The sequence below is a fragment of the Myxococcus sp. CA051A genome, from assembly GCF_013336705.1.
Taxonomy (GTDB): Bacteria; Myxococcota; Myxococcia; order Myxococcales; family Myxococcaceae; genus Myxococcus; species Myxococcus llanfairpwllgwyngyllgogerychwyrndrobwllllantysiliogogogochensis.
In genome coordinates this window covers 70,145-82,170 of record NZ_JABUMS010000024.1, presented here as the reverse complement: position 1 = coordinate 82,170, position 12,026 = coordinate 70,145, and the positions used below count along the sequence as shown (strand labels likewise).

Here is a 12,026-nt window from a genome sequence, read left to right as displayed (position 1 = left end):
TCAGCCGTCCAGGTCGTTCAACACATCCAGCGGCAGCGGTGTCGCGTCCGTCACGGTGCCATCCAGGTCCGTGGGCAGCGAGGTGGGGTCCACGTCCGGAGGAGCACGTCCCTCCAGGGGCACCGCCGCGTTTCGAATGGGGGCGCCCGGCGGAGGCCGCAGCACGGGGCCCGCGGGTGGCAGGCCGGAGTGGCGGCGCGCGGCCTCCATCAAGGCGTTGTGGTGGCGGTAGCGCGCCTCCACCAGCTTGTGGATGAGCAGCGGACCGCCGGGGACGCGGCGCGCGGTGAGGGCCTGGGTGGCCTTGCGCACCGGGTAGCGCACCCGGCGAATCTGCACGCGCCAGCCCTTGGGCGTGTACGTGAAGACGCCGTAGGCGGGGCGCAGGTCTCCGTCGCGCGGAATCCCCGCACTGGCCACGTCGGCGATGAGCATGCGGCCCACCCGCCGGCGGTAGGGGAAGTGCAGGTGGCCGAAGGCGCACGCCGCCGCGTCCAGGTGCGCGAAGTAGCGGCGCACCGCGACGTCATCCAGCGTGGGGTCCAGCGACTCCTCGAGGTTGCGCGGGTTGGCGTGGCAGACGAAGAGGTCCTGTCCCTTGCGCGGCGTGTAACGCACGGAGAAGGGCAGGGCGCCCAACTGGCGCAGGTGCGCCTCGCCGAGCTGGTCTCTTGTCCAGCGCAAGAGCTCCGTCTTCCAGTGGTCCCTCTCGCGGTACGCACCGCCCAGGTAGTTCCCGGCGAGGTAGCAGTCGGTGTTTCCCATCAGCACCGAGTCGCAGCGGTCGAAGAGCAGGTCCACCGTCTCGCGAGGGTGCGCTCCGCGCAGTGCGAGGTCGCCGGCGGCGACGATGTAGTCGGGCGCAACGGAGCGCGCGATGTCCTCGAGGACGGCCTCGCAGGCGGGGAGGTTGCCGTGAATGTCCGCGAGGATGGCGACCCGCATGGTCGTGCCATCCTACCCCGTCGCAGACCGAGCGGGAGCCGCCTGGGGCAGAAAAATGGTGAAGGTGCTGCCCTCGTTCGGTTGGCTCTCGACCTTGACCTCGCCGTCCATGGCCTGGAGCAGGTGCTTGACGATGGAAAGACCCAACCCGGTGCCTCCCATGTCCCGGCTCCGGCCCTTGTCCACCCGGTAGAAGCGCTCGAAGATGCGCGACAGGTGGCGCGGTTCGATGCCCACCCCGGTGTCCCGGACGCGCACCACGCACCGCCCGTCCTCGCACGCTCCGTCCACGTCCACCCGCCCACCCGCCGGGGTGTACTTCACCGCGTTGTCCAGGAGGTTGAGCAGCACCTGCTCCACCGCGCGCGGGTCTCCCACCGCCACCAGTCCCGCAGGGACATGGAGTGAAACCACCTGGCCCTTGCCCTCGGCCTTGGGGCGCACCGTGTCGGCGGCCCGGGCGGCGGCCTCGGCCAGAAGGACGTCGGTGAGTCTCAGGCTCACCTGTTGCGACTCCAGGCGAGACAGCTCCAGCAGGTCCTCCACCAGCTCGGACAGGCGCTCGGACTGGCGGTGGATGATTTCCACCATGCGTGGAGCCACCTGGGCGTCCCCGAGCGCTCCTCCCTGGAGCGTCTCCGCGTAGCCTCGGATGGCCGTAATCGGCGTGCGCAGCTCGTGGGAGACGTTGGCGACGAAGTCCTTGCGCACCTTCTCCAGCCGGCGCAGCTCGGTGACGTCGTGGAAGACGGCGGCGCTGCCCGGCAAATCCCTTCCCAGCGGCGTCACGCGCACGGACAGGGTGCGGGGAAACAGCCCCTCGAGCGAGAGCTCCAGGTGACTGGAGTTCCCCTCGCGGCAGCCGCGCATGACGGCGTCGTGCAGCTGGTCATCGCGGATGACGGCCAGGGGGCGCTGGCCGACGATGGGCGCGCCCGTCTGGAGGATGTTCCGGAGCGCGTCGTTGTGGCGCACCACGGTGCCCTCCGCGTCCGTCACCCAGATGCCCTCGGCCATGCTGTCCAGGACGGCGGTGAGGGTGCGCGACTCCTGGGTGAGCTCCGTGTTTCGCGCGGACAGGCGGGTGTGCAGCGAGTCGATGGCGCCCTCGAGGCTGGCCACTTCCTCCAGCCGGTCCGGGTCCGGCGTCGGTCCGCCACCCCCCTCGGCGCGGCCCCGCGTGCTGCGCGCCAGCCTGTCCAGCTGTCGTTGCAGCGCGCCACGGCTCAGGCCCAGCGCCATGAGGGAGCCGGCCAGGGTGATGAGCGCCACGGGCACCGCGGCGCCGGGAGTGCCCAGCGCGGCCACGAGCAGGCCCACCAGGGTGGCCGGCATCAACAGGGGCAGGAGCGTGTAGCGCAGGGGCATGGAGCGGACGGCCTAGGGAGGGCTGAGCTTGTAGCCGACGCCGCGCACCGTCTCGATGATGTCGCCCGCGGGGCCCAGCTTCTCCCTGAGGCGCTTGATGTGCGTGTCCACGGTGCGCGTGTGGATCTCCGCCTGGATGCCCCAGACATCGGAGAGGAGGGTTTCGCGCGTCTGCACCCGGTCGCTTCGCTCCAGCAGCGTGCGCAGCAGGCGGAACTCCAGCGCGGTGAGGACGACCTCCACGTCCTTCACGCGCACCTGGTGGCGCGAGGTGTCCAGGAGGATGTCCCCGGCGGCGAGCACCTGCGCGGGCCCTTCGTCGGCGTCGCCCCGGCGCAGCACGGCCTTGACGCGCAGGAGCAGCTCGCGGACGGAGAAGGGCTTCACCACGTAGTCGTCCGCGCCCAGCTCCAGGCCCTGCACGCGGTCCGACTCCTGGCCCTTGGCGCTGACGATGATGACGGACGTCTTTCGCAGCTCCGGGTCCTGCTTGAGCATGCGCAGCACCTCGCCGCCCGCGATGTCCGGCAGCATCAGGTCCAGGAGCAGCAGGTCGGGTGGATGGGCCCGGGCCCGGGCAAGGCCTCCGGCGCCGGTGTTCGCCGACTCCGTCTCGAAGCCCGCGGCCCGGAGGTTGTATTCGACGAGCCCGGCGAGGTCCTGCTCGTCCTCGATGATCAGGATGCGCGTCATGGGGTCCTCTCGGAAGTCCTGTGGAAGCTCGACGGAAAAGGTGTAGCCGCGGGGGGCAGCGAGCGCGGGCGAGGAGCGCCGCCTTGCTCAGGGGCCGATGGAGGGGTCGCAGGACTGCTCGGTCAACACGAGCGGCGCGGCGACCACCGGGGCGTTGTCCCCGGAGTTGACGACCTTGAGGTAGTTGCAGGAGCTGCCGAGGAAGCGCGACGGAGCGCCCACGGCGATGGCCTCGATGACGAGCGCGTAGTCGCGGCCCACCGGTACGTCGATCTCGAGCGCCTGGCTGCCGCCGTTCTGCATGGCCGCCAGGTCCACGGTGAAGCGCAGCGCGCGGCCCTCGTTGCCGCGCGAGTCCTCCAGCACCACCAGCTCCTCGCGCTTCACCTGGGTGTTGAGGCAGGTGCGCTGCAGCTCGGTGCAACTGCGGCGCGAGCCGTCCTCGAGGACGCTGACCTGGAGCGCGTGGACCTCGGCGGCCACGGCGCGCGACATCGTCACGTCCAGGCCGAAGCGGCCGGCGGTGCCGGAGTCCGTGGGACCGCAGGCGCACAGCGCGAAGGCGAGCGGCAGGGACTTCAAGAGTCGGAGGCTCATGGCTGGGAAGGGTCCACGCGGATGGTGATGGGGACTCGGCCGCGGTCCTCGGAGGAGGAGAGGGCCACCACGCCCGCGGTACCGCCGATGGCCACCGCGCCCACGGCCACCCAGAGCCAGGGGCTCTTGTACCAGGGGCGTCCTTCGGAGACCTCGGCGGCGGCTGTCGAGCGCTGTGGTGCCACCTGGAAGAGCATGGGCTGGAAGGAGTCACCGCGTCCGGCGAGCCGGCGCTGCGCGGCGTCCACCACCTCGAAGTAGTACTCCACCTCGTAGGGCTCCGGCTCCACGGGCACGTCGTAGGCGGGGACGACGGCGCGGAAGCGCTCCTTCTCGCCCCGGTCCTTCACGAAGTCCACGGAGTTGTAGGCCTGGTCTCCGGCGCGCCGGTAGAACAGCCGCGCGCGGGCGCCCAGCGCCAGCTCCTGGATGGTGGCCTCCACGACGATGGGCTCGCCGCCCGGTGGATCCGGAATCGGATCCACGTCGAGCGTCACGGGGCGCACGCGCCTGCTGCGGATGTCCTCCTTGATGCGCGCGTAGAGCGAACGCAGCTTGGGCGGCGCCGTGCGGGGCAGCTCGTAGTCGGGACGGGCCTGGAGCAGCTTCTCGTAGGCCTCGCGCGCCTGGTTCTCGTCGCCCAGGTACAGGGCGGTGAGGCCGAGCAGGCGGTAGAGCTCCACGAGCTGGTCGTCGGTGACGTCCGGGGCGTCCAGGCCCGCCTGGAGCGTGCGCCGGGCCTCCTCGAACTCGCCATCGTCAATTTGCTCGCGGGCGCGGGTGATTTCTGGGCTTGCTGGCCCGAGCTGCGAGAGGGCAGGCGCGGGGAAGAGGGGACGGGCAAGCCCCGGTGGAGCCAGGAGGCCCACGACGAGGAAGAGTGCCCCCACGCGCAACGGCAAATCGTGCCTGTGCATCAAACCGACCCTATCAAAGCGTTGTCTGGAGAATCCACGAAGGCCACCCCACCGGTGGTGACGGCGCAGTGACATCTTCGCGGTGCTGTTGAACCCGGGCGTGTTGACGCTAGAGGGGCCGCCCTCTATGTTGCCCGCCCAATTTTACCTGGATGTCGCGTAAATGCTCGTAAAGGTTGAACAAATTCATGAGTCGGGGCTGAAGCTGGACGAGCCCATCTCGCCGGAGCTGCTGGGCGCCGCGCTGGAAGGGACGGCGTCCGGGTTGGACACCGGCTTCCGGGCCACGCAGGCATCCCAGCTCAAGGCCACGTTGCGGCGGGTGAGCGGCGGGGTGCTGCTGAACGGCAATTTCACCGTACACGTCACCAGTCCCTGCAAGCGCTGCCTGAAGGACGTGGAGCTGGCGCTGCCCGTGGTCTTCTCGCTGAACCTGGTGCCCGAGTCGATGGCCCGGGGCGACGACTTCAAGGACGACGACGAGAAGTCCATGGAGAAGAAGGAGCGTCAGCAGGGGGAGACGGGCGGCTCGTTCGAAATCGATGGCGTGGACCAGGAGGTCTTCAATGGGAAGACCATCGACCTGGACCCCATCGTCCGCGAGCAGGTGCTGCTCGCCCTGCCGATGAACCTGGTCTGCAAGGACGACTGCAAGGGCCTGTGCTCGCAGTGCGGCACGAACTTCAACGAGGCCCAGTGCCAGTGTGACACGAAGCAGGTGGACCCCCGCCTGGCGTCGCTGAAGAACATCAAGCTCGGCAACTGAAGTCCGCCGAGGGCGCCGGCCCCGCTGGGATTCGGGGCCGGAAAAGAGCAAGGGCCGCGACCTCCGATTGGGGAGGCGCGGCCCTTCGTGCTGCTCGACGCCCCTCTTCAGGAGCGTCACTGGCAAGGCCTCAGGCCTCGGCTTGGGGCAGCAGCTCGCGCCCCTTGTACTGGCCACACGACGTGCAGGCGCGGTGAGGCATCACCGGCTCCTTGCAGTTGGGGCACTTGGTCACCTGCACGGCGGTGCGCAGGTTGTTGTTGCCAGCGCGACGAGTGTCACGACGCATCTTCGAAGTACGCTTCTTGGGGACGCCCACGGCTCACCTCTGTCTCACGCGCTGTGCCGGGGTCCCCGGCTGCCTGCGCAACATGTCGGTCAACACCGGCCTTGGAGCAGTCGCGACGAGCTCGCGTACTCCTGGTCCGGCTTGAAAGGCGGCGGACCCTAGCGGCTCATCCGGCCCGAGTCAATGCGCGTGTACTGCCCAGTCACACCGCGAAGTGCCTCGGGGCCGCCCGCCCGCCAGATACCTCACGCGCCCCGCCGGGACAACGCTCGTGATGGGCTCATTTCCGCCCGCCCCGCGGATCATCCGGACCCGGCGCCCCCGCTCGACGCGGCGCTGCCCACCTGGACCCACCCCATGCCATGGGGCAAGCGAGTCGTTGCCCCCCTGGGAGGTTCCTGGTGTGCTGCGCGCCGCCCGGCGGGCCGGGTGGGTTTCGAGCTGACACGCACGCAGACACGGAGAGGGCGGGGATGAGGCTGGTCCTGGACGCGATGGGGGGAGATCACGCGCCGGGGGCGCCGGTGGAGGGCGGAGTGCTCTTCGCCCGGGCCCACCCCGAGCACGAGGTCGTCCTCGTGGGAGACACGGCCCGGGTGACGCCCCACCTGGGACGCGGGCTGCCTCCGCCCAACCTCCGCGTGCACCACGCGTCCGAGGTCGTGGAGATGGATGACCACGCCTCCACCGCCTTCCGGCGCAAGCGGGACTCGTCGCTCCGGGTGGGCTTCGAACTGGTGCGCGACGGGCACGGGGATGCGCTCGTGTCCGCGGGCAACTCCGGCGCGGTCATGGCGGGCGGCTTGATGACGCTGGGCCGGCTGCCCGGCGTGGAGCGCCCCGCCATCGCCGCGCTCTTTCCCGCGCTCAAGGGCGGCGGGCGCTGCCTGCTCTTGGACGCGGGCGCCAACGTGGATTGCCGGCCGTCGCATCTGGCGCAGTTCGCCGTGCTGGGCGAGGCCTATGTCCGCCTGCTGCTGGGCGTGGCCCGTCCCCGCGTCGCGGTGCTGTCCAACGGAGAGGAGGCGTCCAAGGGGACGCTCCTGACGCGCGAGGCGAGCGACCTGTTGCGCCAGTCCGACCTGGACTTCGGCGGCTACGTGGAGGGCAAGGACCTCTTCTCCGGCGACGTGCAGGTGGTCGTGACGGACGGATTCACCGGGAATGTCGTCCTCAAGACATCCGAGGGCGTGGGCATGGGCGTCATCGGCATGCTGCGTCAGGCCATCGAGAAGCGGGGTGGGCTGTCGGAGAAGCTGGGGGCGCTGCTGCTCCAGCCCGCGCTGAAGGGCCTGCGGAAGATGGTGGACTACGCCGAGTACGGAGGCGCTCCGCTGCTGGGCCTGCGAGGCGTGGGAATCGTGGCCCACGGGCGCTCCTCTCCTCGAGCCATCCACAACGCCCTGGGCGCCGCGCTGGCCACCGCGCAGGGGGGACTCCAGGAGGAACTGACGCGATGCATCGCCAGGGCCGCCGCCTGGCTCCCTACCCACCCGAGGGGAAAAAGAGGGACAGAAGAAGCCGTTTCCGATTAGAGACCGGCGCCTGGGCGTTGGGTTCGATGAAGCTCCTTTTCGGGAGAACCCTCGTGGCATGCACGCAGATCATCGGCACCGGCTCCTACGCTCCCTCCCGGGTCATCACCAACCAGGAGCTGGAGGCGTGCGTGGACACGTCCGATGCCTGGATTCGTGAGCGCACCGGCATCCACGCGCGAAGGCGCGCCGCGGACGACGAAGCCACCAGCGACCTGGCCGTCGCCGCCTCGCTGAAGGCCCTGGAGATGGCGTGCGTGGCGCCGGAGGAATTGGACCTCATCGTGGTGGGGACCATCACCGCGGACATGCCCATGCCCTCGTGCGCGGCCTTCGTGCAGGCGCGGCTGGGCGCGCGCCGGGCCTTCGCCTTCGACGTGGCCGCCGCGTGCGCGGGCTCGCTGTACGCGATGAGCATCGCGGATCAATTCATGCGCTCCGGACAGGTGAAGCGGGCGCTGGTGGTGGGCGCGGAGCTCCTGACGCGGGTGGTGGACTGGACGGACCGGAACACCTGCGTGCTCTTCGGGGACGGGGCGGGGGCCATGGTGCTGGCGCCCTCGGAGAAGGAGGGGCGGGGCATCCTCTCCACCCATCTGTTCACCGACGGGACGCTCGCGGACGCGCTCACCATTCCAGGCGGCGGCTCGCGCACGCCGATGACGGAGGAGGGGCTGCGGGCCCACCTCCACAAGCTGAAGATGAAGGGCCGGGAGGTGTTCCGCTTCGCGGTGCGCGCGCTCGTGGATTCCACGCGGGGTGCGCTGGCCTCTCACGGGTTGACGGCGCGGGGGGTGGACCACGTCATCGCGCACCAGGCCAATGTCCGCATCCTGGACGCGGCGCTGGAGCGGCTGGAGATTCCCCGCGACAAGTGCTGGCTGAACCTGCACAAGTACGGCAACACGTCGTCCGCGTCCCTGCCCATGACGTTGGACGAGGCCCACCGCGCCGGAAGACTCCGGCCCGGAGACGTCATCGCGATGATGGCGATTGGCGCGGGCATGACGTGGGGCAGCGCGGTGGTGCGCTGGTAGTCGGGCAACGGGACTGGACGTTTCAGGAGGCAGAGACCGCACATGGCGAAGGTCGCATTCGTGTTCCCCGGGCAGGGCAGTCAGGCCGTGGGGATGGGCAAGGACCTCTTCGAGAAGTTCCCCGAGGCCCGCGCCGTCTTCGAGGCCGCGGACGACGCGCTCGGAGAGAAGCTCTCCAAGCTCTGCTTCGAGGGGCCAGAAGATGCGCTGAAGCTCACGGCCAACACGCAGCCGGCCATCCTCACGGTGTCGGTGGCGGCGCACGCCGTCTTCTCGACGCGGGGCCCGGTGGCTTCGTTCGTCGCGGGCCACTCGCTGGGCGAGTACTCCGCGCTGGTGGCCGCGGGCGCCATGTCGCTGGGTGACGCGGCGAGGGCGGTGCGCGCGCGCGGCGGCTTCATGCAGGAGGCGGTGCCCGCGGGCGTGGGCGCCATGGCCGCGATTCTGGGCCTGGAGCCGGCGAAGGTGAAGGCGGCCTGTGAGGCGGCGGCGGAGGGCCAGGTGGTGTCTCCGGCCAACTACAACTCGCCCGAGCAGACGGTGATTGCCGGCGACGCCGCGGCGGTGGAGCGCGCGGGCGTGAAGTGCAAGGAGGCCGGGGCCAAGCGGGTGATGCCGCTGCCGGTGTCCGCGCCCTTCCACTGCGCGCTGATGGAGCCGGTGAAGCCGAAGCTGGCGGCGGTGCTGGGCGGCGTGAGGCTGGTGGCGCCGTCGGTGCCGGTGGTGACGAACGTGGAGGCGCGGCCCAACTCGGACGTGGCCCGCGTGATTCCGCTGCTCCTGGAGCAGGTGAGCGCGCCGGTGCGGTGGATTGAATGCGTGGAGGCGCTGAAGGCCGAGGGCGTCACGCGCGTGGTGGAGCTGGGCCCGGGCAAGGTGCTGTGCGGCCTCATCAAGCGCATCACCAAGGACATCGAACTCTTCAACGTGGAAGACGCCGCGAGCCTCGAGAAGGTCCTCGCGGCGCTGGGGTGAGCGCATGAGCTTCAAGGACAAGGTGGTGTTGGTGACGGGTGGCTCGCGCGGCATCGGCCGGGCGTGCGCGGTGGCCTTCGCGAAGGCGGGCGCCTCCACGGTCATCATCAGCTATGCGGGCAACGAGGCGGCGGCCCAGGAGACGGTGGGCCTGCTCACCGCCGAGGGCGCGAAGGCGGAGTCGCTGCGCTTCGATGTGTCCGACACCGCCGCCTGCACGAGCGCCGTGGAGGGCATCGTCAAGGCCCACGGCCGGCTGGACGTGCTCGTCAACAACGCCGGCATGGCGGTGGACGGCCTGGTCATGCGGGTGAAGGACGAGGACTGGGACAAGCAGCTGGACACCAACCTGCGGGGGCCTTTCGCCCTCATCCGCGCGGCCAGCCGTCCCATGATGAAGCAGCGGGGCGGCGCCATCGTGAACATCACCTCCGTCGTGGGGGATATGGGCAATCCCGGACAGGCGGCCTACTCGGCGGCAAAGGCAGGACTCATCGGTCTGACGAAGACGGTGGCCCGAGAGCTTTCCAGCCGAGGCATCCGCGTCAATGCCGTCTCCCCGGGTTTCATCGGGACGGACATGACGGCCCACCTGAATGACGACCTGCGCCAGAAGATGACGGAGGGCATCCCGCTGGGACGACTGGGCAACCCGGAGGAGGTGGCCCAGGCCGTTCTCTTCCTCTCAGGTGACGCTTCGTCCTACATCACCGGCGAGGTCCTGAAGGTCAACGGCGGCATGTACATGTAACCCAAGGTTGGATTGCCGGCGTGCGTGGGATATACCGCGCCGGCTTTCGACAGGGCTCGGGAAGCCTTCCGGGCCTACATCTGGTTCCTGGAGGGTTCAGCACTTATGTCGACGTCCGCAATTGAGACCAAGGTCAAGGGCATCATCGCCGATCAGCTCGGGGTGGGAGAGGATGAGATCAAGCCCGAGTCTTCCTTCATCGAGGACCTTGGCGCCGACAGCCTCGACATCGTGGAGCTCGTGATGGCGATGGAAGAGGAGTTCGAGGTCGAGATCCCCGACGAGGAGGCCGAGAACATCAAGACCGTCGGCGACGCCATCAACTACATCACCACCCACAAGAAGTAGGCAGCACCACGGCGTGCCGGGGGGCGGGGAGACGCCGCGTCCAGCGCGGCGTCCCCGGCGTCCCAGGCGCCACCGGAGAGGACCGTGTCACACCGTCGAGTCGTCATCACCGGTACCGGGCTCATCTCGGCACTGGGTACAGGAACCGAGAAGAACTGGCAGGCGTTGCTTGCCGGCACTTCAGGCATTTCCCTCGTCACGCGCTTCGACCCCAAGAAGATCGACACGCGAATCGCCGGCGAGGTGAAGGACTTCGAGCCGGAGAAGTTCATCGACAGGCGCGAAGTGCGCCGAATGGACCTCTACGCGCAGTACGCCATGGCCGCGGCGGCGATGGCGGTGGAGGAGTCGGGGCTTCCCGTGGGCCCGGACGTGCCGCATGGCTACACGCCAGAGCGGGTGGGCGTCATCGTGGGTTCGGGCATTGGCGGCATCTCCTCCCTGGAGGAGCAGCACCGCAAGGGCCTGGAGAAGGGGTTTGACCGGCTGTCGCCCTTCTTCATCATCCAGATGATCGTCAACATGGCGCCTGGCCTCATCTCCATGCGCTACAACTGCAAGGGGCCCAACTGGGCTCCGGTGTCCGCTTGTGCCACCAGCGCCCACGCCATTGGCGAGGCCTGGAAGTCCATCAAGCTGGGCGAAACGGACGCGGCCATCGCCGGCGGCGCCGAGGCGGCCATCACCCCACTGGGGCTGGGTGGCTTCTCGGTGATGAAGGCGCTGTCCACGCGCAATGATGACCCGGCCGCGGCCAGCCGCCCGTTCGACAAGGACCGTGACGGCTTCGTCATGGGCGAGGGCGCGGGCATGCTCATCCTCGAGGAGCTGGAGGCCGCGAAGAAGCGCGGTGCCAGGATTCTCGCGGAGCTGGTGGGCTATGGCGCCAACTCGGATGCGTACCACGTGACGCAGCCGGCGCCGGAAGGCGAGGGTGCGGCGCGCTGCATGCGGCTGGCGCTCCAGTCGGCAGGGATGAACCCGGAGCAGGTGGGCTACATCAACGCCCACGGCACCTCCACTCCCTTCAACGACGCGAACGAGACGAAGGCCATCAAGGCCGTGTTCGGGGACCACGCCCGCAAGGTGGCGGTGTCGTCGACCAAGTCCATGACGGGCCACATGCTCGGCGCGGCGGGTGGATACGAGGGCGTGGTCAGCGCGCTGGCGCTGTCGCGCAACATCCTGCCGCCCACCATCAACCAGACGAGCCCGGATCCGGAGTGTGATCTGGACTACGTGCCCAACGCGGCCCGCGAGGCCAAGGTGGACGCGGTGATGAGCAACTCGTTTGGATTCGGTGGCACCAACGCGGTGCTGCTGTTCAAGCGCTTCTAGGTGGCCGAAGGAGACCCGCGTGAAAGTCATTCTTGCTTCGGACCACGCGGGCCTGGAGCTCCGCCAGGAACTGGTGGCGGCGCTCAAGGAGCGCGGCGTGGCCCACGAGGATGTGGGCCCGTTCGCGCGGGACTCTGTGGACTACCCGGACTTCGCGGCCCGGGTGTCCCGGGCGGTGACGTCCGGTGAGGCCACCCTGGGCGTGCTGGTGTGTGGCACCGGCATTGGCATGAGCATCGTCGCCAACAAGCACCGGGGCATCCGAGCGGCCCTGTGCACCACGGAGTTCGAGGCGCGCATGGCGCGGGCCCACAATGACGCCAACGTGCTGTGCCTGGGTCAGCGCGTGGTGGGCTCCGGCGTGGGCCGGGCCATCCTGGAGGCGTTCCTCGGCACCGCGTTCGAGGGCGGTCGCCACGAGCGGCGCGTGCAGATGATTCGCGAGGCCGAGTCCCAGGGCTAGTGGC

14 protein-coding genes are annotated in these 12,026 nt (G+C 69.5%); 8 read left to right on the top strand and 6 right to left on the bottom strand.

Translation table 11 applies throughout. The features are described 5' to 3' along the window. The 5 genes from HUA74_RS40695 to HUA74_RS40675 all read right to left on the bottom strand — a co-directional run bounded on the left by HUA74_RS40695 (nt 1) and on the right by HUA74_RS40675 (nt 4,520). Entirely contained in the window at nt 1-945 is a 945-nt protein-coding gene (locus tag HUA74_RS40695) for a metallophosphoesterase (protein ID WP_141644370.1), read from the bottom strand. 12 nt (nt 946-957) lie between these two features. Then, nucleotides 958-2,313: a cell wall metabolism sensor histidine kinase WalK gene (locus tag HUA74_RS40690; protein WP_174458883.1), complete on the bottom strand. Its 1,356-nt coding sequence runs from the start codon at nt 2,311-2,313 to the stop codon at nt 958-960. Nucleotides 2,314-2,325: 12 nt separating this feature from the next. Continuing rightward, the gene (locus tag HUA74_RS40685) at nt 2,326-3,006 is read right to left on the bottom strand and encodes a response regulator (protein ID WP_141644368.1); all 681 of its coding nucleotides are present in this window, start codon (nt 3,004-3,006) and stop codon (nt 2,326-2,328) included. Nucleotides 3,007-3,093: 87 nt separating this feature from the next. Then, nucleotides 3,094-3,603: a hypothetical protein gene (locus tag HUA74_RS40680; protein WP_174458882.1), complete on the bottom strand. Its 510-nt coding sequence runs from the start codon at nt 3,601-3,603 to the stop codon at nt 3,094-3,096. Continuing rightward, nucleotides 3,600-4,520 (bottom strand): lipopolysaccharide assembly protein LapB, encoded by a 921-nt coding sequence (locus HUA74_RS40675; RefSeq protein WP_141644366.1) that lies wholly within the window; start codon nt 4,518-4,520, stop codon nt 3,600-3,602. Before HUA74_RS40675 ends, HUA74_RS40680 begins: the two co-directional genes overlap by 4 nt. A 163-nt stretch (nt 4,521-4,683) precedes the next feature. Between HUA74_RS40675 and HUA74_RS40670 the strand changes: the two genes are divergently transcribed. Further along, nucleotides 4,684-5,286, top strand: coding sequence for a DUF177 domain-containing protein (locus tag HUA74_RS40670; RefSeq protein ID WP_141644365.1), 603 nt, complete (start codon nt 4,684-4,686; stop codon nt 5,284-5,286). 130 nt (nt 5,287-5,416) lie between these two features. Here HUA74_RS40670 and rpmF read toward each other — a convergent pair whose 3' ends face one another. Then, a complete protein-coding gene (gene rpmF, locus HUA74_RS40665) occupies nt 5,417-5,605 on the bottom strand; it encodes a 50S ribosomal protein L32 (RefSeq protein ID WP_141644364.1) in 189 nt (62 codons plus the stop codon). Nucleotides 5,606-6,048: 443 nt separating this feature from the next. Here rpmF and plsX point away from each other — a divergent pair, with 443 nt between their 5' ends. The 7 genes from plsX (at nt 6,049) to rpiB (ending at nt 12,022) form a co-directional block, all read left to right on the top strand. After that, a complete protein-coding gene (gene plsX, locus HUA74_RS40660; protein ID WP_141644363.1) occupies nt 6,049-7,110 on the top strand; it encodes a phosphate acyltransferase PlsX in 1,062 nt (353 codons plus the stop codon). Nucleotides 7,111-7,163: 53 nt separating this feature from the next. Then, the gene (locus HUA74_RS40655; RefSeq protein ID WP_371817388.1) at nt 7,164-8,147 is read left to right on the top strand and encodes a beta-ketoacyl-ACP synthase III; all 984 of its coding nucleotides are present in this window, start codon (nt 7,164-7,166) and stop codon (nt 8,145-8,147) included. 42 nt (nt 8,148-8,189) lie between these two features. After that, on the top strand, nt 8,190-9,122 hold the full coding sequence (gene fabD / locus HUA74_RS40650; protein WP_174458880.1) for an ACP S-malonyltransferase: 933 nt from the start codon (nt 8,190-8,192) through the stop codon (nt 9,120-9,122). Nucleotides 9,123-9,126: 4 nt separating this feature from the next. Then, nucleotides 9,127-9,873, top strand: a complete 747-nt coding sequence (gene fabG / locus HUA74_RS40645) for a 3-oxoacyl-[acyl-carrier-protein] reductase (RefSeq protein WP_141644360.1) — start codon at nt 9,127-9,129, stop codon at nt 9,871-9,873. A gap of 105 nt (nt 9,874-9,978) precedes the next feature. Beyond that, nucleotides 9,979-10,221, top strand: coding sequence for an acyl carrier protein (acpP, locus tag HUA74_RS40640; protein ID WP_141644375.1), 243 nt, complete (start codon nt 9,979-9,981; stop codon nt 10,219-10,221). 84 nt (nt 10,222-10,305) lie between these two features. After that, nucleotides 10,306-11,559, top strand: coding sequence for a beta-ketoacyl-ACP synthase II (fabF, locus tag HUA74_RS40635; RefSeq protein WP_141644359.1), 1,254 nt, complete (start codon nt 10,306-10,308; stop codon nt 11,557-11,559). Nucleotides 11,560-11,578: 19 nt separating this feature from the next. After that, nucleotides 11,579-12,022: a ribose 5-phosphate isomerase B gene (gene rpiB, locus HUA74_RS40630; RefSeq protein ID WP_141644358.1), complete on the top strand. Its 444-nt coding sequence runs from the start codon at nt 11,579-11,581 to the stop codon at nt 12,020-12,022. Nucleotides 12,023-12,026: the final 4 nt, after the last annotated feature.